Here is a 23,263-nt window from a genome sequence, read left to right as displayed (position 1 = left end):
GTGAAGGTCTGCAAGTGCCGAGACTGGGCCGCCCTACACGACTCGAACGTGTGACTGTGTTTGGCGACTTCCAGTCTCCCGGACTCAGTCCGGATGAACCATCGATACAACCTGTTGAACCTTCACAGTTGACCGGCGGTATCGTGCGACTGCCGAGAATACGAAGCCGGCGTTGCCATGCAAAAACTCAACTGCGCACCTGCTCGCCCTTTATAAAGGCAATCAGGGCGCGCAGAGCCTGCGAAACATGGCGATGACCCGGATAGTAAAGACACAGCCCCGGAAAAGGCGGACACCAGTCGTCAAGAACGCGTTCGAGCCGCCGGTCACGCAAGGCTTCGATGACGAGGTGGTCGGGAACGAAGGCGATGCCGATGCCATCCACGGCAGCGTCGACCATCAGCGGTTGGTCCGTCAGAGTAAGCGGACCCGAAACATCGATGGTCTCGCTGACGCCGCGTCGCTCGAATTCCCACTGGTAGATCGCCCCGCTCTCGAAGCGAAAGCGAATACAGTCGTGTCGATAAAGATCCTGCGGCGTAATGGGGCGTCCATGTTCAGCGAAATACGCGGGCGACGCGACTGCTGCGAAACGAACGTTGCCCATGAGCGGAACGGCCACCATGTCCTGCGGCACGGCCTCGGCCAGTCGGATGCCCGCGTCGAATCCCGCTGCAACGATATCACCGAGGCGGCCGTCGCTCACGACGTCGAGATGCACGTCCGGATACGACTTCAGGAAGCTTGCCAGGATGGGACGCAGGATGAGGCGGATTGCGCCTTCGCTTGCATTGATGCGCACGGTTCCGCTGGGAGCCACCCGTAGATCGTCGACTTCGCGCATCGCTTCGTCAATGATCGAAACCGCCGGCCGGAGTTTGGCTGCCAGACGCTCGCCGGCCTCGGTAAGCGAGGTGCTGCGAGTCGTTCGATTCAGGAGCCGCACGCCCAGACGGCGCTCGAGCGCTTTTACCGAATGACTGACCGCTGACGGCGTGATCTCGAGTTCGGTCGCTGCTGCGCGAAAGCTTCGTCGTGTTGCAACGGCCAGGAACACGGTGAAAGAGAAAAAATCGACGTTCCTTGATTGGTGAGCAACTCTCATCGTGTCATCAAGCATTGGTGATCTTGTTTTGATACTAGGGGCTCCCTACACTGGGTGCAACCATTTCAGTCAAGGAGCGCAAGATGTCTCGAAAGATATTGATCACGGGTGCCAGTTCAGGTTTTGGTCGTGGTGCGGCAATTGAACTTGCGCGCCTTGGCCACCATGTCGTGGCGACGGCCGAGACGTGGCCGCAGGTTCGCAGCCTGCGTGCGGACGCAGCCGAAGCCGGTGTGGTGCTCGAGGTGATCAAGCTGAATCTGCTCGACGCGATCGACATCGCTCACGCAGGCTCGTTCGATCCCGATGTCCTGGTGCTGAACGCCGGCGTCATGGAAGGCGGATCGATCGTCGACATCCCGATGCAGCGCGTTCGGGAGTCCTTCGAAATCAACGTCTTCGGCCATCTTCAATTGGTACAGGCGATCGTGCCGAAGATGGTGGCACGCAGGTCCGGAAAAGTCGTATGGACCTCGTCGATGGGGGGCATTCTGGTTGTCCCGTTTGTCGGCGCCTACTGCGCGACCAAGCATGCGATCGAGGCCATCGCCGGGTCGATGAAAGCGGAACTCGAACCCTTTGGCGTCAAAGTCGCGACCGTGAATCCAGGCGTTTTCGGTACCGGATTCAACGACACTGGCGCCGAGAGCTACGTGCAGTGGTACGACGCCGATTCCGCCGTTGTGCCGATGCCGGATTTCGGCGACAGCCTGATGAACCAGGCGGACCCCAAGGAGATGATCGACGCCATGGTCGAGATCATTCCGGCCGATACGCATTTGTATCGAACCATGCGCCCGTTAGCGACGATTGACGCTGCGAAGCAGTGGCAAGCGACGGAGTGGACGCAAAATGCCTGAGCTCACGTTGGAGCGGGCGGATCGGATCGTGGCCCAGGGGCGTGCCGCAGCCCAGGACGCGGGCCTCAATGCCGTGTTCGCAATTCTGGATGCGGGTGCGCACCTGGTCACTTTCTCGCGGATGGACGGGGCATGGCTTGCGTCGAATGAACTGTCGATAGCGAAGGCCCGGGCGTCGGTGATGTTCCGGGCGCCGAGCGAAGCGCTCAATGTTCCGTGGCAGGCGGGCCAGCCAGTTCCACACTTCGATCACATCCATGCAGGCGGGCTGTTGCTGATGGCAGGAGGAGTGCCTCTCCTGGATGGCGATGGCCAGCTGATCGGCGCACTCGGCGTGTCCGGCGGTACGCCCGAGCAAGATGCGGCACTCGCTCGGGCTGCGATTGCCCGTGTGCTGGAATAGGCGCGATTCCGATACCCCGGCTACCGCGTCGAATCCGTGGTGACACATCTCGGTTTCGTCGGCAGTGACCTGAGACGTTTCTTGTAGCGATTCGGCAAGTGAGTTCTCTTTTATCCTAGAGGCAAGGAGAACTCGATGAAGAAGCGATTTACCGACGAGCAAATCATCCGCATCTTGCGCGAGGCCGAGAGCCCGGATGAGCCGGTGAAGAATCTATGCAAGCGCTACAACATTTCGGAACAGACGTTCTATCGTTGGCGCAACAAGTTCGGCGGGATGGACGTGGCTGACGCGCGTCGGCTCAAGGAGTTGGAATCGGAGAACGATCGGCTCAAGCGCCTGATCGCCGAGCAGATGCTTGTCATCGACGGCCTGAAGGAGTTCAGCCGAAAAAAATGACCACCCCGACGGGCCGGCGCGAAGCGCTGGAAGTCCTGACTCGGCGGGGGCTCTCGCAACGCAAGGCATGTCGCTACCTGGGACTGAGCCGCCGAGTGGCGACCTATACGCTCAAGCAACCGGAGAAGGATCGGAGTTTGGGCGAGAGGCTGATGGCGGCCGCGCAAGAGGTGCCGCGCTTCGGCTATCGCCGGATGTCGGCTTGGCTGGCGTTGAGCGAATCGCGCGTGCGGCGAATGTGGCGAGCCCTGCAGCTCAACATTCCACGGCGGCGTCCTCGCCGACGTCGTTGCGGCAACGACATACGCCTGCCAGGCGCCACGCAGCCCAATTCGGTTTGGAGCTGTGACTTTGTGCACGATCAACTGGTGGATGGCCGGGCGTTGAAGATGCTATGCGTGATCGATGAATACACCCGCGAGTGCCTGGCGATCGAGGTCGGCGCCAGCCTGCGGTCGCAGGATGTGATTCTGACGCTGTCGCGACTGATGCGGCAGTACGGCAAACCCGCGTTCGTTCGGTCTGACAACGGCGCCGAATTTACCGCTGCCAGGGTCATGCAGCTGGCTGCGGGATGCGGCCATCGGTCCGGCCTTCATCGCGCCCGGCAGTCCGTGGCAAAACGGCTTCGTCGAGAGCTTCAACGGCAAGCTGCGTGACGAATTGCTGAACCGGGAGTGGTTCCGCAGCCGCGCCGAGGCAAGGTGCTCATCGAACGCTGGCGGCAGTTCTACAACGAGCGCCGGCCCCATAGCGCACATCGCTATCAACCTCCTGCAACGGTCCGTCGAGCCTGGCTGGATTCCGAGAATATCGACCCGAGACTCACTGCCTGATTGGCTACAAAATTCCACCGCAGGTCAAGTCGTCGCGATGCCAACACACGCTTCCGCTCGATGGTAGGCGCCATCCGGGCCGCTGGTTTTCTGCCGGATACCCGGCGCCGCTAATGCCATCCAAGAGGCCTTCGAAGGGCTGCCCCGAGATTCACCAGCGCTTCCGACGAGGCTTGCTGCGCGCCTCACCTTCAAAAATACGCCTCCACGGTTACCATGGCGTTGCCGCAACTTCCTGCGGCATAACAAGGAGGCCAAATGCATATCGATGGGTTTTATAAGGTAGATTTCAGTGCGGTACTGAAAGGCGCGACGGGAGTCGTCGTTGTCGAAAACGGGAATGTCCGCGGCGCCGACGATCAGTATCTGTATTCGGGACAGTTGCACGTAGATGGCGATGCAATACAAGTCAAGCTGGCGGTGAAAGCGTATGTTCCGGGCGCAGTCAGCGTATTCAATACGCCCGGTGGCAAGTTCGACCTACTTTTGACCGGAAAGGCGGTCGGTCGCAATCTGCATTTCGAGGGTCCCGCGCCAGCGACGCTGCCCCAAGGGCCGAGAATCGACATCGTCGCTGAACGCTTAGACGACATCTCGCTCGCCTAAAGCTCCCAAATTGCGACGCTGGGATTGATGCATGGCGCCGACTCTGCCATGCTTCTCATAGTCGGCGAGTTGGCGCCGGGTCGCTACGTTTGACGCGCTTCTGCGATGCAAGTACACTTCGCGCCGCGGGGTGGAGCAGTCTGGCAGCTCGTCGGGCTCATAACCCGAAGGTCATAGGTTCAAATCCTATCCCCGCAACCAACATCGAAGCCCGCTATGCGAAAGCAAGCAGGCTTTTGTCTTTTTCGATTCCGATACTTGTTCTTCGTGAAGTTTACTCAGACGTGCGGCGAGTGAAACGCGCCAGCAATTCCTGCGTCTCCTTTTCCGCTATTGCTTCCGCTTTAGCGAAGTGATCATTCATCTCTTTGCTGTACATGGCAGGCTTCTTACCCTTGTCCAGCTGCAGTACTGACAATCTATCAGTAGGCAATACGTGATTGATCAGATACGCATGTATTTGAGATGCTGAATCGTCGGGAGCCTTTACGAGACTAGCTGAGCCCATGAAGCGGATTCCATCGAGCTTTTCAATTGCTTTGCCAAGCTCGCGGTAATCCCCTTGCGGGCTTAGATCGTAGCAGACTATGTACAGCGCCATGAAAGGTCTCCAGTGGTAATGGCGAAGAATCGATTCTAGCGTTAGATCGAGATCGCAATGCACAGCACAGCTACCGCACCTCAGGTGTGACTACTTGCCCCGTATGCCGACACAGACATGACGCACGGACCATTCGTGCTCCAAAGTCAGCACAAGCGGCTGATTCAAAAGCCATTTTCGTGCACCGCATCGAAACAAACCAAACAACGAAAAATTCGTACTGCATTCGTTGGAATGCTTGCTCGGCAAGCCATTGCAGCACGGCGCACAATGCACCGCCTATCCAGAGTCGCAACAACAGCGACGCTCTATCTGATCTAGTGCTGCGAGAACACCGACCTCACTTCATCGGGGGCTTACCGGCAGCTTCTAGCTTTGCATTGAGCGCGGCTCGCCGGGCTTCCACCCGTGCCGGCTGTACGTAATAGAAATCGAACAAATCGGACAAGACCTCGAGATTCCATTCCGCCTCTTCGGCCACGACAGGGAGGATGGTGCCGGTATTGGTATCTTTCATCGGATGCGCTGCGAAGTTGCCGATGTTTCTGATTGCATCGAGACTTTCAGCAACCAGGGCCGGTAAGGTTCCCGAATCGAGCGCCGCTTGAATGGCTGGGGCGAGATCTCGTTGCGCGTAACCGTGCTCCCGTAGCACTGTCTGCAAGCATCGCCGGCTCAATGCTGCCGAGGCTTTCGGACTATCGCTCAAGACGAGGCAGGCTTCGACATAGTCTTCTGCGATATGTGCCGGCACCTGCTGTGGTGGTTTCGGTCTGTTGACCACTCGTGGATAGGCCAAAAACGCAGGTGTTTTTTCATGATGCTGCTGTGAATCTGCGCTGCCAAGGTAAATGACAGGGGCCTCACACGATGGGCACTGCATCGCATAAGCTAGCCAGACTGTATCACCGTTCAGGACGTGAGAATCCTCGTCGTCAAATGCAATGAGGGTTTCCGTTCGCGTATCGTGGACCTCAACGCTGCAGTGCGGACATTTCATGTTCAACGTTCCCCGCGGGCTTCATTGGGCGTTTACCGTGCCCTAAATGGGGTGGCAAGACAAGAACGGCGGCAACCGCCTCTTTTGATGGGTTGAATCGATGAAATTCGATAAAACCCTTGTCAGAAAAGGATGCTTAGCGGACACCACTGAATCCACCTCAGGTTTGCCGACCGTCGGCCGCGGTCGGAGTGACCAAACCGGGTTACATGATGGTTACATGGATTGAATTCGGAAAATGATACTCCGGCATAAATCACTGTAAGTCATTGATTTTGTTGGCCCGCCCTACACGACTCGAACGTGTGACCTACGGCTTAGAAGGCCGTTGCTCTATCCAGCTGAGCTAAGGGCGGTCGGGGAGAAAAGACACGGCCTGCACGAGCCGCATCTGACGCAAGACTTCGAGCACCGGCAAACCCGGCAAACCCACAAACCAGACTCGAAGCCCCGAAACAAAACGGGCCCGGCATGAAGCCGAGCCCGAAATTATACCCGATCATCGCGTCACATCATGCGAGACCGGCCAACGCAGCCTCAAACCGGCTGCGGGTGCAGCATGAACCAGCCGAGGCAGAACACACCGGCGATCACGCAATACACGCCGAACGAAGCCAGCCGGCCACGCCCCTCGAAATAGCGCATCAGGAACCGCACGCTCAGGTACGCGGCGATCGCCGTCAGCACGCCGCCGAGCAGCGCATCGGCGAGCTGGTCGCGCGCATGGAACAGCTTCGGCAGTTCGAGCACGCCCGCCGCGAAGATGATCGGCGTACCGAGCAGGAACGAGAATTCCGCGGCCTTCTCCGCCGTCAGGCCCGCCGCATTGCCGGCGATCATCGTCAGCCCGCTGCGCGAGAAGCCCGGAATCAGCGCGCCGATCTGCGCGAGACCCACGAAGAACGCCTGCTTGAACGTCATCTTTTCGGGCGCCTGATGCGCGCGGCTACGCTGGATGCGATCGCCGAGCCACAGCAGCACGCCGTTCACGATCAGTGCGACTGCGACGATCCGCAGGTCGTGGAACACGCGTTCGATGCGCTTCTCGAGAAGCAGCCCGACGATGCCGGTCGGGATCGTACCGATGATGAGCGCCCACATCAGGTGCCCGTCGTCGTTCTTGCGGCCGCCGAGCTGCGCGAAGAAGCCGCCGATCAGCGCGATCCAGCGCGCGCGGAAATACCACAGCAGCGCCAGCGCGGTGCCGAGGTGCAGCGCAACGAGGAACGGCAGCAGTTGCGGCGCGTGCTTGTCGATGTGCATGCCGAACAGCGCCGGCACGAGCAGCGTATGGCCAAGGCTGCTGACGGGAAAGAGTTCGGTGACGCCCTGCAGGACGCTCAGGAATACCAGAAACCAGAGACTCACGCGTCGGTCCTTTTAATGAAGATTGAGCGGGAAGAGAAGCGGACGACGCCGATGCGCGTCCGAAAAAACGCGCCCCGATTATGCCGAGCCCGGATTACTGCGCCAAGGCATTTGGCGGGATATTGCGGCAATGCACACAAACGCTTGCAACCTGTAAGCGCCCAGAAAGCAAAAAGCCCGCCATTTGCATGGCGGGCCTTTCGATTTCGGCAGGAATTGCCGTCAGCGGCCGAGCTGATAGAAAAATAATACCGTGCTGCCCGTGAACATGCCGAACAGTGCGAGTCCCATTGCCATTGCCAGATCCATGGCCCCCTCCACGAAGTGTCATGACCCGGCAACCTCACCGGTTTAGAGGCATTATCCCGACCGTTGACGGTCTTAAAAACTCGCGATTTCCCGAGAAGGGTTTTCCCCAAGCCGCCACGGCCCGATAATGGAGCGCGCCGTTCCCGTTCACCCGCCCAACCCGATTCGCCATGCCGACCTTCCAGCAACACGACATTCACGAACTTCACGCCGGCCCGTCGCTCGTCCGGGTCGCTCCGCAATTCGGCGGCCGCCTGCTGTCATGGGATGTCGATGGCGAACCGGTCATCTTCTGGCCGGAAACGGCCGACTGGAGCAACCTCGCGCGCGTGCGCGGCGGCAACCCGCTGCTGTTCCCGTTCCTCGGCCGTCACCGCGTCGACGGCGAGCTCGGCCGCTGGCGCGACGCCGCCGGCGTGGTGCGCGACCTGCCGATGCACGGCTTCGCGCGCGACCTGCCGTTCGCCGCGCACCCGTCGGCCGACGGCGCCGCGTTGTCGATGACGCTCGACGCGACCGACGCACTGCGCGCGAGCTACCCGTTCGACTTCCGGTTCGAAACGACCTACCGGCTGGCCGACTCGCACACGCTCGAAGTCGCGCTGACGACGACCAATCGCGGCGACACACCGCTGCCCTACTACGCCGGTCACCATTTCTATTTCGCGCTGCCGCACGGCGAACGCGCGGAAACCACGCTCGAACTGCCGCCCACGCATCGCCGCGCGCAGCAGCCGGACGGTTCGATCAGCCCGCCCGAGCCGGGCGAAGCGCGCTATCGCCTCGACAACCCGGAGATCCTCGACCGCTTCCACTGCCTCGATGGCGTGCCGGCCACGCCGGTGCGCATCGTGATGCCGGGCCGGCGCCGCACGATCGAGATCGCGCTCGACGTGCCGGGCTCGATCCCGTGGTACGCGGTCACGACCTGGACCGAAAAGCCGGATTCCGATTTCTATTGCGTCGAACCGTGGCTCGGCCTGCCGGATGCGATCCACAACGGCCTCGGGCTACGCATGCTCGCGCCGGGCGCGACCGAAACGGCCACGCTGCGGATTCGCGTCCTCCCGCTCGCCGGCTGAGACGTGGGACGAGACGCCTGCCGAACCGGCGCCCGACGGCCCCGGCAACGGCACAAACTGCGGTGCGCGGGTCGAACCCGTTAAAATCGGACGTTTTGTGTTGCCTGCCGCGTCACGAGCGGCAGGGTCTTGCGAGGTTCAATGTTCGGAACAACAACGAAGCGACTCTTCGCAGCCGCCTGCGCCGCCCTGCTCGTCGCGTGCGGCTCCGCGCCCGTCGGCCCCGGGTTCTATCGCGTCGAACGCGGCGATACGCTCTACAAGATCGCGCGCGACAACCGCACGTCGGTATCGAACATCGTGCGCTGGAACCAGATGACGAACCCCGACGCGATCGAAGTCGGCCAGGTGCTGCGTGTCGCGCCGCCGCCCGGCACGACCACCGCATCGACGCCGTCGACCACCGGCACCGGCAGTGCCGGCCGGGCCCGCCCCGCGCCTTCCGCACCGGTTGAATCGGCCGTCAAGCCGGCCACGAGCATCGCGCTGATCTGGCCGGCGGCCGGCAACGTGGTCCGCACGTTCGACGGCTCGAAATCGAAGGGGATCGACATCGCGAACTCGCCGGGCACGCCGGTAGTCGCGGCTGCGCCGGGTGTGGTGGTCTACGCGGGTAACGGGCTGCGCGGCTACGGCAACCTGATCATCCTCAAGCACAACGCCGACTACCTGACCGCCTACGCACACAACCGTGCGCTGCTGGTGAAGGAAGGCCAGTCGGTCACGCAGGGGCAATCGATCGCCGAGATGGGCAACAGCGACAGCGATCGCGTCGCGCTGCATTTCGAATTGCGCTACGGCGGCCGGTCGATCGACCCGTCGCGCTACCTGCCGGCGCGCTGAGCGCCCGACGGACGACACGCGATGCCGGCACGCATCGCGTGTCGTCGCGGTGAAAATCGGGAAAGGTGATGTCAGCGCTTGCGCAGACGTCCGGTGAAACGGCCGGACAACGGATCGACGCGACAGGCGAACGCTACCAGCACGCCGACTCCGATCAGGCTGAACCCCGCAGCTATCAGAAGCAAATCCATGGTCACACACTGATTTTTAGGTGATCTTATGCGTCATTGCGGAATCGTGCACTGAGCCGCAGCAATTGGACGAGTGCGAGGATTCCCTACCCTCAGGCGTCATTGTGGATTCCCCTGCGTGAAACCCTGATGTAATCCGTTCGCCCGACACCACGCCGCCACCCAGGAGACACTGCGATGCTGCCCGCCGCCGACCGCTACGACGACCTGCTCTCCCGCTTCGCGTGGGACGTTCCGGCCCGCTACAACATCGGCGTGGACGTCTGCGACAAATGGGCGGACGGCAGCGGACGCCTCGCGCTGATCCACGAAACGGCGCAAGGCGACGTGTCCCGCATCACGTTCGACGACCTGAGGAATGCCTCTAACCGGCTCGCGAACAGCTTCGTGCGCGCCGGCCTGCGGCGCGGCGACCGCATCGGCATCTTTCTCGCGCAGGGCCCGGAAACGGCCATCGCGCACCTCGCCGCGTACAAGCTCGGCGCCATCGCGGTGCCGCTCTTCACGTTGTTCGGCGTCGACGCGCTCGAATACCGGCTCGCGAACAGCGAGGCGGCCGCGCTCGTTACCGACGCGGCCGGCTACGCGAAAATCGCATCGCTGCGCGCGCAGCTGCCGGCACTGCACACCATCTACTGCATCGGCGACGATGCGCCCGACTCTCCCGGCGTGCTGCGCTACGACGCGGCGCTCGCCGCCGAGACGCCCGACTTCGTGCCGGCCGATACGGCCGCCGACGATCCGGCGCTCATCATCTATACGTCCGGCACGACGGGCAAGCCGAAAGGCGCGCTGCATGCGCATCGCGTGTTGCCGGGCCACCTGCCGGGCGTCGAGATGTCGCAGCAGTGCTTCCCGCGCGACGCGCGCCTGTTCTGGACACCCGCCGACTGGGCATGGATCGGCGGCCTGCTCGACGTGCTGCTGCCGTCGTGGCATCACGGCGTGCCCGTGCTCGCCCGCCGCTTCGAGAAATTCGACGGCGACGCCGCGTTCGCGCTGATGGCCCGGCACGGCGTCACCCACGCGTTCCTGCCGCCCACTGCGCTGAAGCTGATGCGCACCGTCCAGGCACCACGCGAACGCTACGCGCTGTCGCTGAAATCGGTCGCGAGCGGCGGTGAGACGCTCGGCACGGAACTGACGGCCTGGGGACGCGACGCGCTCGGCGTGACGATCAACGAGTTCTACGGGCAAACCGAGTGCAACATGGTGCTGTCGTCTTGCGCGGCGCTGTTCGATGCGCAGCCCGGCGCAATCGGCAAGGCGGTGCCCGGCCATGCGGTCGCGATCGTCGACGCGGACGGCACGCCGCTGCCGCCCGGCGTCGAAGGGCGCATCGCGGTGCGACGCCCCGATCCGGTGATGTTCCTCGAATACTGGCGCAACGCCGACGCGACCCGCGACAAGTTCGCGGGCGACTACCTGCTCACCGGCGATACAGGCATGATCGACGCCGACGGTTTCGTCCGCTTCGTCGGCCGCGACGACGACGTGATCACGAGCGCCGGCTACCGGATCGGCCCGGGCCCGATCGAGGACTGCCTGCTCACGCATCCGGCGGTGCGGATGGCGGCCGTCGTCGGCGTGCCCGACGCGACGCGCACCGAGATCGTCAAGGCGTTCGTCGTGCTGAATCCCGGTCACGCCGGCGACGAAGCGCTCGTTCAGGCACTGCAGGCGCACGTGCGTACGCGCCTCGCCGCCCACGAGTATCCGCGCGCGATCGCATTCGTCGACAGCCTGCCGATGACCGCGACCGGCAAGATCGTGCGCCGCGCGCTGCGCGACGCGTAAGCGGGCCGCCACCCGCGCCGCCCGCCCGGCCGGATGGTTTATAGTGGCGCCACCACGCAGTCTTTCCAAGAAAACGATGTCCTCTGATCACCACGCCGCCGCGGGCGCGTCGCACAGCCCGCTCTACGCCAAACTCCTCGGCGAAACCGCCAAGATCGACTGGTGCGATCTCGAACGCTTCTTCGCGCAGGGCAAGCTGCTGTCCGTTGCGCGCGACCTCGATCTCGTCAGCGTCGCGGAAGCGGTTGCCGACGATGACGCCGAACAGGTCACGCGCTGGCTGTCCGCGGGCCTCGTCGCGCGCATGCCGGCCGAAACCGCCGCCGATTACGCGGCGCGCAACCCGGAGCTGTGGGCAGTCGTCGTCTCGCCGTGGGTCTGCGTGCAGGAACGCGCCTGACGCGTCCCATGTCCGAATCCGCGTTACCGCACGGGGCCGGCACGGGCTCGGCCACCGTCACGCACCGGCGCGTCCTCGCGCTCGCGTTTCCGATCGTCCTGGCGAACCTGACCCAGCCGATCCTCGGCGCCGTCGACACGGCCGTCGCCGGCCACCTCGACGGCACGCAGTATCTCGGCGGCGTCGCGCTCGGCGGGCTGTTCTTCAATTTCGTGTTCTGGGGATTCGGCTTCCTGCGAATGGGGACGACCGGTCTCGTCGCGCAGGCGCACGGTGCCGGTGACGCCGCCGGGATTCGCCTGAACGTGCTGCGCGCGTTGATCGTCGCGTTCGCGCTCGGCGCCGCGGTGCTGGCGCTGCAGGTGCCGCTGCTGTCGTTTGCGCTGTCGGCGCTCGGCGGCAGCGATGCCGTCCGCGCGACGGCACTGTCCTACAGCCACGCACGGATCTGGAGCGCACCGTTCGCGCTCGCGAACTACGTCGTGCTCGGCTACCTGCTCGGTGTGCAGCGCGTGCGGCTCGCGCTCGTCGCGCAGGTGTTCATCAATGCGGTCAACATCGGCGCCGTGCTGCTCTACGTGTATGGCTTCGGCTGGGGCATTGCCGGCATCGGCGCCGCGACGGCCACGGCAGACGCATGCGGCTTCGCGCTCGGCGCATGGATGCTGTGGCGGCTGCGGCCGCGCGGCCTTGCGCCGATCGCGGTACGTGCACTCGCCGACCGCGTCGCACTCAAAAGGCTGATCGCGCTCAATCGCGACATCTTCCTGCGCACGCTGTGCCTGCTCGGCGCATTCGGCTGGTTCGCGCACCTCGGTGCGAAACAGGGCGATGCGACGCTCGCGGCAAACGCGCTGCTGCTGAATTTCCAGACGTTCATGGCGTACGGCCTCGACGGCTTCGCGCATGCGGCCGAGGCACTCGTCGGCGCGGCGGCCGGCGCACGCGACCGCAGTGCCTTCCGGCAGGCCGTGCGCGTCACCCTGCTCTGGTCGGCGCTCGGCGCGCTGCTGTTCGCGCTGGTGTACTGGGCCGCCGGCAGCTGGATCGTCGCGCGCCTGACCGACCAGGCCGAGATCCGCGAGGTTGCGCTGCGCTACCTGCCGTGGGCCGCGATTTCGCCGATCGTGTCGGTCTGGGGCTTCCTGCTCGACGGCGTCTTCATCGGTGCCACGCAAACACAATCGCTGATGCGCGCAATGGTCGCGTCGCTGTCGATCTTCGTTGTCGCCACGCTCGCCGCCGTCGGCACCTTCGGCAATCACGGCCTCTGGTTCGCGCTGCTGCTGTTCATGGCCGCGCGCGGCGCGACGCTGGCGCGCTACCTGCCGGGGCTGTTGCGGCGCATCGGCACCGATACACCCGCGGCCCGCGCCTGACGGGACGCCGAACCGGCCCTGGGCGCCCCAAGCGCCCCTGGGCCGCCTTGAACAGCCGTTACTGCACGGGTTTGGGCGGCGGCGCATCGAGCATCGTCGGCGGCGTCATGTCGGTCGGCACGCCGTGATAGTCGGCCGGATCTTCCGGCGGGTGGCCGCGACGGGCCTGATGAGGATCGCTGGTACAGGCGGCGAGAAAAGCTGCGGCCAGCACGGCCAGCATGAAACGGGTCATCGGGTAGGGCTCCGGAAATCGGCGCGCCCATCGCACGCCGGGACCGCGCCGAGTCTAGCGGAAATCCTGCTTCGGAGTCGCGCCGCGCATGTCCTACTATGTACGCATGGCGCTGTGCCGTGGAAAGGAGGCTGCCATGTCGTCTGAGGAAATTGCCGGCCTGATCGGCCTGTTCATCGGCCTGATGGTGTTCGTCGCCCTGTCGTTCTTCGAGTCGCGCGAATACAAGCGCAGCCATGGCGGCGAAGGGTTCGTCCATCACTGGATGGCCGAACACCACCTGCTCGACTGGCGGCGCAAGCACTAAGCGCGCCGCTGCCGTCCGGCCCGCCCCCGGGCCGTTCGCGAACGTGCCGTCCCTCGGCACGCCGGTGGTCGCGTATCGCCGAAATTAACGGGGCCCGATTCACACACGTTGATCAGATGGGCGAACGCCATCGCGCGGCTCATGCCGCGCGACGGCGTTCGCATGCACGCGCCCGAACCAGCAGGCGGGCGCGACGCGATTCAGACGGCTCAGCCCAGGAAGTGGCGGGCGTAGCGCGCGTTGATGTCGGACAGACGGAACAGCGTCAGGAAATCCGCGCAGTTGAAGTCGGGATCCCAGGCCGGCGCACCGCAGATCTTCGCGCCGAGACGCAGGTAACCCTTGATCAGCGGCGGCGGTGCCACGACGGTGCCCGTCTGCAATTCGTCGACCGGCAGGGCCGTATGCGGGAACGCACGATACTCGGGCGCCGTCAGCGAACCTGCCGACAGCGACTGGTACAGGTTCGCCGCGTAGTGACCGCCGTCGGCCATCGACACGCTCGCGCAGCCGAGCATCGTCTCGTAGCCGTTCTGCATCATGTACGTGCCGAGACCGCCCCACAGCGCCATGATGACGGCGCCGCTGCGGTAGTCGCTGTGCACGCACGAGCGGCCGACCTCGACCATCTTGCCGCGCAGATGCGTGAGGCGCGACAGGTCGAATTCGCCTTCGGCGTACAGGCGGCCGACACGCGCCGCCTGGTGCGGCGGCAGCACGCGATACGTGCCGACGACCTTCAGGGTGTCGAGATCGCGAACCAGCAGGTGGTCGCAGTACGCATCGAACGGATCGACGTCGAGACCGGAGGGGCCGCTGACCTGCGCGCCCATCTCTTCGGCGAACACGCTGTAACGCAGGCGCTGGGCTTCGCGCAATTCGTCTTCCGTACGCGCCCACGCGGCGCGCAGGCGATACTCCGATGTGACGGTTTCAGCAGCGCGCGGCAGGAGGCGCCGCGACGTGTCGAGGGGCAGCGAGGCAAAAGGGAGCGTAGGCGTCGGCAGTTCTCGCATTAGGCTTTCCTGATCGTAAGGAATAGGACGACATGCCCGCCAATGTAGTAATCGGCCGTGACCGTTATGTGGCACGACCGTGTCCTTTCAATGACGTGTCGCCGAATTGACTTTAGCAGAAAGCTTGCGAAACCGTATGACGAAACCCTTCAAAGCGCTTCAGGCGGGCCTCACACCAGGTCGGGCGTCAATACCGCCCGCAGCACGGCCTGCCGGCTGCCGTCGCGCGTGCGGCTCGCGAGCCACACGATTCCGCCCTTCTTGACGCTCCAGCTGTCGTCGCCGCCGGCGATCAGTCGCGCGGCGACACTGCCGAGCGTCGGCTGGTGGCCGACGATCACGACCGTCGGCGCGATGCCGTCCGGCCAGCCGGCCGCCGCCAGCACGTCGTCGACGCTGCCGCCCGGCGCGAGTGCATCGACCGTCCGGTACTGGTCGGTCAGCGCCTCGACGGTCTGCACGGTGCGGGCCGCCGGGCTCGCGAGGATCACGGTGTTCGTCTCGAGCCGGCCACGCAGCCACTTGGCCATCGCCTGTGCGTCCTTGCGGCCGCGGACGGTCAACTGCCGCGCGAGATCGCTCGTCGCGTAGTCTTCGGCTTCGGCGTGGCGCCACAGGATCAGGTTCATCATGATGTTCTCCTTGCTTCGGCGAGCGGCCCCGCGCCCATGCGTGCGGGCCGGCCGATTACCGTGCGAATTGTCGCAAATTGCGGCTCGTTCGCTGCCGCGGCATTTACCCGCATATAGGGATTGACCGGATCAGCCATTCAAAGATAGAATCTTTGGCTCGTCGGAGCGTAGCGCAGCCTGGTAGCGCATCTGATTTGGGATCAGAGGGTCGAAGGTTCGAATCCTTTCGCTCCGACCACCGGAATCAAGGGGTTACAACACCTAGTGTTGTAACCCCTTTTCCATTTATGGCCCGTGAAAGATCCCGGGCAACCGCCGCATATCGCGCCACGTAGTCACTCGATCCGCACGAGATCACGCGTCGCGACCGGCAGTCGATCGACCGGTGCGCTTTCGGTCAGCCGCCCTTCGGAATATCGATAAACCAGATACTTCCCGTCCGTCTCGCCGCCTTCGTTGGGGATGATCACCCACATCGCCCGACGCCCCGAATACAGCCACCGCGGAAGCGCCTTCTCCGCGAAATTGATCCGCTCTTCGACATGCGTGACCGGATTCAGCCGGATCGCGACGCCCTTCAGGTAAGGCGATCCGTAGTTCAGTACGAAGACGAGGGTCCTGCCGACGCACCTCGACAACGCAATCCTGCCCACGAAATCGGTCTCCGGCATGTCAAGGAACGCACGCCCGGTCTCGTGCCCCCGCCGCACGAACAGTGCATCGCCGTCCAACCCATGCGAGCGGGCCTCGAGCGCAATGCGACTCCCGTCCGCCAGCGGACAGGAAAGCACCTGACGCAGGACACCGGCCTCGTCGATTCCCGGCGTCGCGCCGAACGTCGCTGTCGCCACCGATAAAAGACCGACGGCAAGCGCTCTCAATCGACCATTACCGGTCAGTTGCGTCGCCAATCGACTCATTGAGGTGCCGCATCGCGGGTTATCCACTTCGGTACGCTCGCACGAATCACCTTTTCCAGGAACAAACCGGCACAACAACAGGGTCAACTCGAACCCGTAGCGGTACCATTATCAGCGCCCCATTGCCAGACCGGAGTTTCGTCAACCATGCCGACATCCCTGTCGTCCCTGCAGCTGCCCGAAGGCCTCGGCACCATCGGGAATCTGGCTGTCGAGTTCGTCGAGGATGAACGGAAAACGTACGAGATGTGGATGCTCGAAACGGACCTCCCTTTCGACGAAGCTGTGTCGCGGTTGTCGGCCTTCGTGAAGCGCCATTTCGGCGGCGACGAGCAGGCTTCGTCCGCCGACCGCTTCGGCTTCCGCAGTTGGGCGGCTTCCTGGTCCCGCGAGAGACAGGAGATCTCGGCCCAGCTCACCGGCACCGACGGCGGCAGCTCGGGTTACCTGCGCAATGCGTACCACGCGTGAATGAACCCACTTGCCGCCCCCCGACACCATCCGAACCTCGCATGACAGCCTCCTCGACTGATCGCCCGGCAAAACCGGCGATGAATATCGCGACCGTCATCGCCATGATCATCGGCGCCGCCGTACTCGCTTTCTGCGTCGTGCAGGCCTACCGGACGACGGTCTTCCTTTCGCATGCCTCTCGAGCGCCCGGTGTAGTCGTCAAGTCGAGCGGACACCCGACCATACGCTTCGAAACAGCCCTGGGCCAGCGCATCGAGTTCGTGCAGAACGGCGGCATGGACGGTCCGCCCGGAACCGTCGTGCAGGTCGCGTACGACCCTGCCGCGCCCGCGGAAACGGCCCGGGCCGCCACGTTCCTCGCGATATGGGGCGGTGTGCTGTGGGGATTGCCGGCAGGCCTCGGCTTTCTGGTCCTGCCGCTGTTCGGCGCACGGTTCGTGCTCACCGGACGGTACGGGAACGCGATAAGCCATTGAGCGGCGACGCACGGATTCATGCGATGCCCGGGCATTCGCGGCAAGTCCGGACGCTTTCATCGTCGGTCACGCTTGCAAAGGTCACGAATCGAACGAGGTGGGCCGGCCTCGCTGCCGCAACGCGGATACGACACTTCCGGGAACACGCGATAATGCGCGTGAACAACCTGCATCCGCGCATGACAAACAACATTCTCAAGACCGCCCTGTGCGCATCGCTGCTCGCGCTTGCGACCGCCGGCACCGCATCGGCCAAGGCACTCGACGACGCGCTCGACTGCCACTCGACCGGGCACAAGTTCGTCGCGCCGCTGCTCGCCGCCGGCGATATCCAGTCGGAGCCGATGCACGTCGAATCGAACTCGGTCAACGCATTCCGCACGAGCCACTCGCTGACCGCATACGGCTTCGGCGTCTACGTCGTGCTCGGCTACCAGGCGAACGACCCGATCTTCCGCACCGGCGACGGCACGCCGATCGGCGACTGGGCCTATGGCGTCGTGGTGCGCGGCACGAAAAGCGCGGTGGAGGAAGCCGTGCGCAAGGCCGGCAGCGACGCGACCGTCAGGCAGGCGTTTCCGTTCCTGACCGCGATCGTCTGCTCGTCGGACTGAGCGACCGTCAGGACGCTCATGCGGCAATCCTGAGGGCGGGCAACCTGCCGCCCGGCCCTGCCCCGCTGTCGGCCTTTTACGCGCCCGTATACACCACGCGATACGGGATTCCGACCTTCTCCCATTCCGCCGCCTCCTGACTGAGGCTGTAGTCGGTCAACGGGTTCTGCTCGACCCACGCGCTCGGCAGGCGCACTTCATACCCGCCCTTCTTCATCTGCGAGACGGAAATGTCGGGCAACCCCGCGTCGGTTCGGCGCCGGCACAGCAGCGCCGCGAGCCGCAGGCAGAACAGCAGCGGCCACTCGACTTCGCGTGCCTGCGACAGCTTGCCGAGCTTGCCCGCGTGACCGAGCACGAGCGCGGCGAGCCGCGCCTGGTCGGTGCGCGAAAAACCCGGCATGTCCGCGTTGCTCGCGATATAGGCCGAATGCTTGTGATACGCGCTATGCGAGATCGACAGGCCGATCTCGTGCAACGCGGCCGCCCAGCCGAGGAACATCCGTCCTTCCTCGCGCGCTTCGTCGTCGGCTTCCTCGAGTTCGTCGTAGAAACGCCCCGCCAGCGCGCCGATCCGCTCGGCCTGCGCACGATCGACACCGTAGCGGCGCGTAAAGCCCTCGACGGTCACCGCGCGCATGTCCTCGTGCTGCGTCCGGCCGAGCAGGTCGTACAGCACCCCGAGGCGCAGCGCGCCGTCGGTCGTATCGACGTAGTCGACGCCAAGCTCCTCGAACACCGCGAGCATGATCGCGAGGCCGCCCGCGAGCACCGGTACGCGGTCGGGCTTCAGCGCGATCAGCTTCAGCCGGTTGACGTTCTCCGACTTGATCAGCGCACGCTTCAGGCGCTCGAGGCCGCCGCGCGAAATGCCGTGCGTGATGCCCGGATCGTTGAAGCCGTTCGCCTCGACGAGTTCCGCGAGCGCGCGCGCGGTGCCGGACGAGCCGATCGCCTGGTCCCAGCCGGCCTTCTTGTACTCGCTCGAAATGATCTGGATCTCGCGCTTGGCCGCGAGTTCGGCCTGCCGCATCGTGTATTCGTCGACGTTGCCGGCGGGGAAGAAGGCGCGGCTGTGGCTCACGCAGCCGATATAGAGGCTCTCCATCACGATCGGCGTGTAGTGCGAGCCGATGATGAATTCGGTGGAGCCGCCGCCGATGTCGACGACGAGCCGCTTGCCGGCGCTCGCCGGCACCGAGTGCGCGGCGCCCGCGTAGATCAGGCGCGCTTCTTCACGGCCTGCAATCACTTCGATCGGGAAACCGAGCGCCGCTTCCGCCTCGCCGAGAAACTCGCCCGCGTTCTTCGCGACGCGCAGCGTGTTGGTGGCCACCGCGCGCACATGATCGGGATGGAAATCGCGCAGGCGCTCGCCGAACCGCTTGAGCGCCTCCCAGCCGCGCTCCTGCGACGCGCGATCGAGCATCTTGTCGCTCGACAGGCCTGCGGCCAGCCGGACGGGCTCGCGCAGCGCATCGACGGGATAGATCTGGCTGCCCGCCGGCGTTTCCTCGACACGTCCGACGATCAGCCGGAAGCTGTTCGAGCCGAGATCCACGGCAGCCAGCAAGTGGGGGGTTGTAACCATCAGAAGGGGCTCCGTGCGCGTTCGCCCGCGGCGGCCGGTGCGACAGCCCTGGGCGATCAATCAAAGGCGACATTTTAAGCGTGGAACGCTTGCCGTTGCCACGCTTCACGGGCATGCATACCGCTCGTTTGCATATCGTCGAAACATTTATGGGACGAAACGATTAAAGCGTAGAATTTCCCGATATAAATACATCACTGTCATCAGCACGTCATCGTACCGTGAGAGTTTCCGAGCGTCCTTTCGAATCATCGCCTGAATCACCCCCAACTCTGCCGATGTCCGTCCGTTATCCGCTTCTCAATCGTGAACTCGGCATCCTCGGTTTCAACGAGCGCGTGCTGGCCCAGGCAGCCGATCCGCAAGTCCCGTTGCTCGAGCGGCTCCGCTTCATCTGCATCACCAGCAGCAACCTCGACGAATTCTTCGAAGTCCGCATGGCCGGCCTTCAGGAGCAGATCCGCGACAACCCCGGCGCCCTGACGCCCGACGGGATGTCGTTACAACATGCTTACGATCTCGTGGTCGAACGCGCGCAGCGGCTCGTCCATCGACAGTACACGATGTTGCACGAAACCGTGCTGCCCGCGCTCGAGCAGGAAGGCATCTACTTCCATGCGAGCGACACCTGGAACGACGAGCAGCTCGAATGGGCGCGGCACTACTTCCTCGACGAGCTGCTGCCCGTGCTGACGCCGATCGGCCTCGATCCCGCCCACCCGTTCCCGCGCGTGCTGAACAAGAGCCTGAACTTCGTCGTCGAGCTCGAAGGCCGCGACGCATTCGGCCGCCAGGCCGTGATGGGCATCGTGCAGGCGCCGCGCGCGCTGCCGCGCGTCGTACGCATGCCGCACGCGCTGTCGGGCTTCGAGCACGGCTTCGTGCTGCTGAGCTCGTTCATGCAGCGCTTCGTCGGCGAACTCTTCCCGCAACTCGTCGTGAAGAGCTGCAACCAGTTCCGTATCACGCGCAACAGCGAACTGTTCGTCGACGAAGACGAGATCACGAACCTGCGCGTCGCGCTGCAGGGCGAACTGCCCGCGCGCCACCTCGGCAACGCGGTGCGCCTCGAGGTGTCGGCCGACACGCCGCCGCACATCGTGCGACGCCTGCTCGACGAAAGCGAGCTCGGCGACAAGGATTGCTATCGCGTGGCCGGATCGGTGAACCTCGTGCGGCTGATGCAGATTCCCGATCTCGTCGACCGCCCCGACCTGAAGTTCACGCCGTTCACCGCGTCGACGCCCGCCGCGATCACGAACGCGCCGACGATGTTTGACGCGATCGACAACGGCGACATCCTGCTGCACCACCCGTACGAGAGCTTCCAGCCGGTGCTCGAACTGCTGCAGCAGGCCGCGAAGGACCCGAGCGTCGTCGCGATCAAGCAGACGATCTACCGCACCGGCACCGATTCGCCGCTGATGGACGCGCTGATGGAAGCCGCGCGCAACGGCAAGGAAGTGACCGTCGTCGTCGAACTGCTCGCGCGCTTCGACGAGGAAACCAACATCAACTGGGCGTCGCAGCTCGAGGCCGTCGGCGCGCATGTCGTGTACGGCGTGGTCGGCCACAAGTGCCACGCGAAGATGATGCTGATCGTGCGGCGCGTCGTGCAGGGCGGCAAGGCGTCGCTGCGCCGCTACGTGCACCTCGGCACCGGCAACTACCACCCGCGCACGGCACGCCTCTACACCGACTTCGGGCTGATGACGGCCGACCAGAAGATCTGCGAGGACGTCCATCACGTGTTCCAGCAACTGACCGGCATCGGCGGCGAACTCACGCTGCACGAGCTGTGGCAGTCTCCGTTCACGCTGCATCCGCGCATCATCGACTCGATCCGCGCGGAGATCGACAATGCGCGTGCCGGCAAGCGCGCGCGCGTCGTCGCGAAGATGAACGCGTTGCTGGAACCGACGGTGATCGCGGCGCTGTACGAAGCGTCGCAGGCCGGCGTCAAGGTCGACCTGATCGTGCGCGGTGTCTGCGCGCTGAAGCCCGGCGTGCCGGGGCTGTCGGAAAACATCACCGTGCGCTCGATCGTCGGCCGCTTCCTCGAGCACCACCGGATCTACTATTTCCACGCGAACGGTGCCGAGGACGTCTATCTGTCGAGCGCCGACTGGATGGACCGCAACCTGTTCCGCCGCGTCGAAGTCGCGTTCCCGATCCGCGATCGCAAGCTCAAGCGGCGCGTGATCGCCGAAGGCCTGTCCGTGTGCCTTGGCGACAACCAGTCGGCATGGCAGATGCACAGCGACGGCCACTACCGCCGGCGCCGCGCCGGCAAGACGATCCGCAACGCGCAACTCGGGCTGCTCGCGAAGTTCTGCTCGTGAACCGGCAACGCGGCGCGAGTTGCACGCCGCGTCGCCAACGAATAAGCGCAGCCCGCGGGCTGCGCTTTTTCGTTGCGGATCCGGCATGCCGCCGCTCGCCGGACGAGCGACGGATACCGTTACGCGATCATGCCTCGTACGTGGCCGGCCGGATCGCGATGACGCGCGAACCCGGGAACCGCGCAGTGAACGTGCTGCCGCGCCCTTCCTCGCTCTGCACGTACAGGTGTGCGTCGTGCCGCTGCAGCACGTGCTTGACGATCGCGAGCCCGAGCCCCGTGCCGCCCGTGTCGCGCGAACGGCTACGGTCGACGCGATAGAAGCGTTCGGTGAGCCGCGGCAGGTCGGCGGCCGGAATGCCGAAGCCGCTGTCCGTGACGGAAAACACGCCTTGCGCGCCTTCGCGCCGCCACGTCACGACGATCTTCCCGCCTTCCGGCGTATAGCGGATTGCGTTCGTGACGAGGTTCGCGAATGCGCTGAACAGCTCCGTCTGCGCGCCGGTGACGCCGAGCGTCTCGTCGATCGAGAACGCGATGTCGTGATGCCCGTTCGACAGCGTCTGCGCATCCTCCTTCAGGTGATCGAACACGGCGCGCATGTCGATCGCGCGATCGACCGGCGGCTTGCTCTCGCCCTCCAGCTTCGCGAGCACCAGCAGGTCGGTCACGATGTGCCGCATCCGCGATGCCTGCTGCTCCATCATCTCGAGATAGCGCGCGCGGTCTTCCTCGTTCAGCGGCAGCTCGCGCATCGTCTCGAGAAAGCCCGACAGCACGGTGAGCGGCGTCTTCAGTTCGTGCGACACGTTCGCGACGAAGTCGCGCCGCATCGCGTCGGTCCGCTCAAGCTCGGTGATGTCCTGCGTGAGCAGCAGCTTGCGGTTCTCGCCGTACGGAAACACCTGCACTTCCAGCACGTTCTGCCGCGAGTCGCCCATGCCGCGCATCACGAGCGTCTCATCGTAATGCTGCGCGTTCAGGTAGCGGACGAAATCGGGATGGCGTACCAGGTTGGTGATGTGCTGGCGCAGGTCGCGCTTCGCATCCAGGCCGAAATGGACCTCGGCGATCGCATTGCACCACTCGATCTGGTCGTGATCGTCGAGCATCGCGACGCCGTTCGGCGACGCCTGGATCGCCTGGATGAAGCGCGAATGCTGCTGCTCGACCTGCCGCACCTGCGCATGCCACTGCTTCGCGAGCTTGTGCAGACGATAGTAGATCTCGCCCCAGATGCCCGGCGCGCTCGGCACTTCACCGTAGACCGGCGCATCGAGCAGCCGCCACAGACGCTGCGTGTGAAAGGTACTGAAAAAGCCCTGCGCAACCAGCATCACGACCACGAACACGAGGCCCGCGGTCGGGCCGGCGAACACGCCGACCAATACGCCGATCAGCACGAGCAGCACGAGCGACACCAGAAAGCGCGCCCAGATGATGTTCATGATTCAGCGTCCGAAAGAATGAACGGCTTG

General features: G+C 64.2%; 23 protein-coding genes, 3 tRNA genes and 1 pseudogene. 16 read left to right on the top strand and 11 right to left on the bottom strand.

Features of this window, described 5'->3' with window-relative positions:
* Nucleotides 1-187: 187 nt before the first annotated feature.
* Nucleotides 188-1,120, bottom strand: coding sequence for a LysR family transcriptional regulator (locus FOZ70_RS16345; protein WP_219706240.1), 933 nt, complete (start codon nucleotides 1,118-1,120; stop codon nucleotides 188-190).
* Nucleotides 1,121-1,188: 68 nt separating this feature from the next.
* Here FOZ70_RS16345 and FOZ70_RS16340 point away from each other — a divergent pair, with 68 nt between their 5' ends.
* From FOZ70_RS16340 to FOZ70_RS16320, 5 genes and pseudogenes are all read left to right on the top strand, one after another.
* A complete protein-coding gene (locus tag FOZ70_RS16340; RefSeq protein WP_021157247.1) occupies nucleotides 1,189-1,965 on the top strand; it encodes an SDR family oxidoreductase in 777 nt (258 codons plus the stop codon).
* Complete coding sequence (locus FOZ70_RS16335; RefSeq protein WP_048025858.1) at nucleotides 1,958-2,368, top strand: heme-binding protein; 411 nt, start codon at nucleotides 1,958-1,960, stop codon at nucleotides 2,366-2,368. Before FOZ70_RS16340 ends, FOZ70_RS16335 begins: the two co-directional genes overlap by 8 nt.
* 135 nt (nucleotides 2,369-2,503) lie before the next feature.
* Nucleotides 2,504-3,603 (top strand): annotated as a pseudogene (locus FOZ70_RS16330) (IS3 family transposase).
* A gap of 258 nt (nucleotides 3,604-3,861) precedes the next feature.
* Nucleotides 3,862-4,209, top strand: coding sequence for a GrlR family regulatory protein (locus FOZ70_RS16325; protein WP_219706239.1), 348 nt, complete (start codon nucleotides 3,862-3,864; stop codon nucleotides 4,207-4,209).
* Between the two features lie 124 nt (nucleotides 4,210-4,333).
* Nucleotides 4,334-4,410, top strand: a tRNA-Met gene (locus FOZ70_RS16320).
* Nucleotides 4,411-4,483: 73 nt separating this feature from the next.
* Here the strand turns inward: FOZ70_RS16320 and FOZ70_RS16315 are convergent.
* The 4 genes from FOZ70_RS16315 to FOZ70_RS16300 form a co-directional block, all read right to left on the bottom strand.
* Nucleotides 4,484-4,810, bottom strand: a complete 327-nt coding sequence (locus FOZ70_RS16315; RefSeq protein ID WP_219706238.1) for a hypothetical protein — start codon at nucleotides 4,808-4,810, stop codon at nucleotides 4,484-4,486.
* A 340-nt stretch (nucleotides 4,811-5,150) separates the two neighbouring features.
* Entirely contained in the window at nucleotides 5,151-5,810 is a 660-nt protein-coding gene (locus tag FOZ70_RS16310) for a DUF4145 domain-containing protein (protein ID WP_258025636.1), read from the bottom strand.
* 279 nt (nucleotides 5,811-6,089) lie between these two features.
* Nucleotides 6,090-6,166 (bottom strand) — tRNA-Arg (locus tag FOZ70_RS16305).
* A 181-nt stretch (nucleotides 6,167-6,347) separates the two neighbouring features.
* Entirely contained in the window at nucleotides 6,348-7,178 is an 831-nt protein-coding gene (locus tag FOZ70_RS16300) for an undecaprenyl-diphosphate phosphatase (RefSeq protein ID WP_060072937.1), read from the bottom strand.
* Between the two features lie 479 nt (nucleotides 7,179-7,657).
* On the opposite strand from FOZ70_RS16300, the gene FOZ70_RS16295 reads away from it, so the two are divergent.
* The 5 genes from FOZ70_RS16295 (at nucleotide 7,658) to FOZ70_RS16275 (ending at nucleotide 13,179) form a co-directional block, all read left to right on the top strand.
* Complete coding sequence (locus FOZ70_RS16295; protein ID WP_059497949.1) at nucleotides 7,658-8,569, top strand: aldose epimerase; 912 nt, start codon at nucleotides 7,658-7,660, stop codon at nucleotides 8,567-8,569.
* A gap of 141 nt (nucleotides 8,570-8,710) precedes the next feature.
* On the top strand, nucleotides 8,711-9,412 hold the full coding sequence (locus FOZ70_RS16290; RefSeq protein WP_027787858.1) for a peptidoglycan DD-metalloendopeptidase family protein: 702 nt from the start codon (nucleotides 8,711-8,713) through the stop codon (nucleotides 9,410-9,412).
* A 368-nt stretch (nucleotides 9,413-9,780) separates the two neighbouring features.
* Nucleotides 9,781-11,400, top strand: coding sequence for an acyl-CoA synthetase (locus FOZ70_RS16285; protein ID WP_219706237.1), 1,620 nt, complete (start codon nucleotides 9,781-9,783; stop codon nucleotides 11,398-11,400).
* Between the two features lie 76 nt (nucleotides 11,401-11,476).
* Complete coding sequence (locus FOZ70_RS16280; RefSeq protein ID WP_027787860.1) at nucleotides 11,477-11,800, top strand: DUF2288 domain-containing protein; 324 nt, start codon at nucleotides 11,477-11,479, stop codon at nucleotides 11,798-11,800.
* Nucleotides 11,801-11,808: 8 nt separating this feature from the next.
* Complete coding sequence (locus FOZ70_RS16275) at nucleotides 11,809-13,179, top strand: MATE family efflux transporter (RefSeq protein WP_059620698.1); 1,371 nt, start codon at nucleotides 11,809-11,811, stop codon at nucleotides 13,177-13,179.
* Nucleotides 13,180-13,237: 58 nt separating this feature from the next.
* Here FOZ70_RS16275 and FOZ70_RS16270 read toward each other — a convergent pair whose 3' ends face one another.
* Nucleotides 13,238-13,414, bottom strand: coding sequence for a hypothetical protein (locus tag FOZ70_RS16270; protein ID WP_021157264.1), 177 nt, complete (start codon nucleotides 13,412-13,414; stop codon nucleotides 13,238-13,240).
* A 136-nt stretch (nucleotides 13,415-13,550) separates the two neighbouring features.
* On the opposite strand from FOZ70_RS16270, the gene FOZ70_RS16265 reads away from it, so the two are divergent.
* Complete coding sequence (locus tag FOZ70_RS16265; RefSeq protein WP_165580743.1) at nucleotides 13,551-13,721, top strand: hypothetical protein; 171 nt, start codon at nucleotides 13,551-13,553, stop codon at nucleotides 13,719-13,721.
* Nucleotides 13,722-13,930: 209 nt separating this feature from the next.
* Here FOZ70_RS16265 and FOZ70_RS16260 read toward each other — a convergent pair whose 3' ends face one another.
* Complete coding sequence (locus FOZ70_RS16260) at nucleotides 13,931-14,737, bottom strand: GNAT family N-acyltransferase (protein WP_021157266.1); 807 nt, start codon at nucleotides 14,735-14,737, stop codon at nucleotides 13,931-13,933.
* Nucleotides 14,738-14,907: 170 nt separating this feature from the next.
* Nucleotides 14,908-15,369 carry a phosphohistidine phosphatase SixA gene (sixA, locus tag FOZ70_RS16255; RefSeq protein ID WP_219706236.1) on the bottom strand — a complete coding sequence of 154 codons (462 nt, stop codon included), beginning with the start codon at nucleotides 15,367-15,369 and terminating at the stop codon, nucleotides 14,908-14,910.
* Nucleotides 15,370-15,530: 161 nt separating this feature from the next.
* Here sixA and FOZ70_RS16250 point away from each other — a divergent pair.
* Nucleotides 15,531-15,607, top strand: a tRNA-Pro gene (locus tag FOZ70_RS16250).
* Between the two features lie 97 nt (nucleotides 15,608-15,704).
* Here FOZ70_RS16250 and FOZ70_RS16245 read toward each other — a convergent pair.
* Nucleotides 15,705-16,280, bottom strand: a complete 576-nt coding sequence (locus tag FOZ70_RS16245) for a hypothetical protein (protein ID WP_258025635.1) — start codon at nucleotides 16,278-16,280, stop codon at nucleotides 15,705-15,707.
* A 156-nt stretch (nucleotides 16,281-16,436) separates the two neighbouring features.
* On the opposite strand from FOZ70_RS16245, the gene FOZ70_RS16240 reads away from it, so the two are divergent.
* The 3 genes from FOZ70_RS16240 (at nucleotide 16,437) to FOZ70_RS16230 (ending at nucleotide 17,853) form a co-directional block, all read left to right on the top strand.
* Nucleotides 16,437-16,760, top strand: a complete 324-nt coding sequence (locus tag FOZ70_RS16240; RefSeq protein ID WP_124842337.1) for a hypothetical protein — start codon at nucleotides 16,437-16,439, stop codon at nucleotides 16,758-16,760.
* A gap of 41 nt (nucleotides 16,761-16,801) precedes the next feature.
* Nucleotides 16,802-17,239 (top strand): DUF3592 domain-containing protein, encoded by a 438-nt coding sequence (locus FOZ70_RS16235; RefSeq protein ID WP_219706235.1) that lies wholly within the window; start codon nucleotides 16,802-16,804, stop codon nucleotides 17,237-17,239.
* A 179-nt stretch (nucleotides 17,240-17,418) separates the two neighbouring features.
* Nucleotides 17,419-17,853, top strand: a complete 435-nt coding sequence (locus FOZ70_RS16230; RefSeq protein ID WP_027787865.1) for a hypothetical protein — start codon at nucleotides 17,419-17,421, stop codon at nucleotides 17,851-17,853.
* Nucleotides 17,854-17,929: 76 nt separating this feature from the next.
* Here FOZ70_RS16230 and ppx read toward each other — a convergent pair whose 3' ends face one another.
* Complete coding sequence (ppx, locus tag FOZ70_RS16225) at nucleotides 17,930-19,444, bottom strand: exopolyphosphatase (RefSeq protein WP_027787866.1); 1,515 nt, start codon at nucleotides 19,442-19,444, stop codon at nucleotides 17,930-17,932.
* 278 nt (nucleotides 19,445-19,722) lie between these two features.
* Between ppx and ppk1 the strand changes: the two genes are divergently transcribed.
* The gene (ppk1, locus tag FOZ70_RS16220) at nucleotides 19,723-21,786 is read left to right on the top strand and encodes a polyphosphate kinase 1 (protein WP_021157273.1); all 2,064 of its coding nucleotides are present in this window, start codon (nucleotides 19,723-19,725) and stop codon (nucleotides 21,784-21,786) included.
* Nucleotides 21,787-21,913: 127 nt separating this feature from the next.
* Here the strand turns inward: ppk1 and phoR are convergent, their stop codons facing one another.
* Entirely contained in the window at nucleotides 21,914-23,233 is a 1,320-nt protein-coding gene (phoR, locus tag FOZ70_RS16215; protein WP_021157274.1) for a phosphate regulon sensor histidine kinase PhoR, read from the bottom strand.
* Between the last annotated feature and the right edge of the window lie 30 nt (nucleotides 23,234-23,263).

Origin of the sequence: Burkholderia sp. COPS (assembly GCF_019425585.1) — a bacterium.
GTDB lineage: Bacteria > Pseudomonadota > Gammaproteobacteria > Burkholderiales > Burkholderiaceae > Burkholderia > Burkholderia cepacia.
The sequence above is the reverse complement of the archived record's forward strand: the minus strand, read 5'-3'. Positions and strand labels throughout refer to the sequence as shown.

Bases quoted from the DNA above. Each gene is read 5' to 3' on its own strand.
- FOZ70_RS16345 (WP_219706240.1), bottom strand. From the start codon at position 1,120: ATGCTTGATGACACGATGAGAGTTGCTCACCAATCAAGGAACGTCGAT.
- FOZ70_RS16340 (WP_021157247.1), top strand. From the start codon at position 1,189: ATGTCTCGAAAGATATTGATCACGGGTGCCAGTTCAGGTTTTGGTCGT.
- FOZ70_RS16335 (WP_048025858.1), top strand. From the start codon at position 1,958: ATGCCTGAGCTCACGTTGGAGCGGGCGGATCGGATCGTGGCCCAGGGG.
- FOZ70_RS16325 (WP_219706239.1), top strand. From the start codon at position 3,862: ATGCATATCGATGGGTTTTATAAGGTAGATTTCAGTGCGGTACTGAAA.
- FOZ70_RS16315 (WP_219706238.1), bottom strand. From the start codon at position 4,810: ATGGCGCTGTACATAGTCTGCTACGATCTAAGCCCGCAAGGGGATTAC.
- FOZ70_RS16310 (WP_258025636.1), bottom strand. From the start codon at position 5,810: ATGAAATGTCCGCACTGCAGCGTTGAGGTCCACGATACGCGAACGGAA.
- FOZ70_RS16295 (WP_059497949.1), top strand. From the start codon at position 7,658: ATGCCGACCTTCCAGCAACACGACATTCACGAACTTCACGCCGGCCCG.
- FOZ70_RS16290 (WP_027787858.1), top strand. From the start codon at position 8,711: ATGTTCGGAACAACAACGAAGCGACTCTTCGCAGCCGCCTGCGCCGCC.
- FOZ70_RS16285 (WP_219706237.1), top strand. From the start codon at position 9,781: ATGCTGCCCGCCGCCGACCGCTACGACGACCTGCTCTCCCGCTTCGCG.
- FOZ70_RS16280 (WP_027787860.1), top strand. From the start codon at position 11,477: ATGTCCTCTGATCACCACGCCGCCGCGGGCGCGTCGCACAGCCCGCTC.
- FOZ70_RS16275 (WP_059620698.1), top strand. From the start codon at position 11,809: ATGTCCGAATCCGCGTTACCGCACGGGGCCGGCACGGGCTCGGCCACC.
- FOZ70_RS16270 (WP_021157264.1), bottom strand. From the start codon at position 13,414: ATGACCCGTTTCATGCTGGCCGTGCTGGCCGCAGCTTTTCTCGCCGCC.
- FOZ70_RS16265 (WP_165580743.1), top strand. From the start codon at position 13,551: ATGTCGTCTGAGGAAATTGCCGGCCTGATCGGCCTGTTCATCGGCCTG.
- FOZ70_RS16260 (WP_021157266.1), bottom strand. From the start codon at position 14,737: ATGCGAGAACTGCCGACGCCTACGCTCCCTTTTGCCTCGCTGCCCCTC.
- sixA (WP_219706236.1), bottom strand. From the start codon at position 15,369: ATGATGAACCTGATCCTGTGGCGCCACGCCGAAGCCGAAGACTACGCG.
- FOZ70_RS16240 (WP_124842337.1), top strand. From the start codon at position 16,437: ATGCCGACATCCCTGTCGTCCCTGCAGCTGCCCGAAGGCCTCGGCACC.
- FOZ70_RS16235 (WP_219706235.1), top strand. From the start codon at position 16,802: ATGACAGCCTCCTCGACTGATCGCCCGGCAAAACCGGCGATGAATATC.
- FOZ70_RS16230 (WP_027787865.1), top strand. From the start codon at position 17,419: ATGACAAACAACATTCTCAAGACCGCCCTGTGCGCATCGCTGCTCGCG.
- ppx (WP_027787866.1), bottom strand. From the start codon at position 19,444: ATGGTTACAACCCCCCACTTGCTGGCTGCCGTGGATCTCGGCTCGAAC.
- ppk1 (WP_021157273.1), top strand. From the start codon at position 19,723: ATGTCCGTCCGTTATCCGCTTCTCAATCGTGAACTCGGCATCCTCGGT.
- phoR (WP_021157274.1), bottom strand. From the start codon at position 23,233: ATGAACATCATCTGGGCGCGCTTTCTGGTGTCGCTCGTGCTGCTCGTG.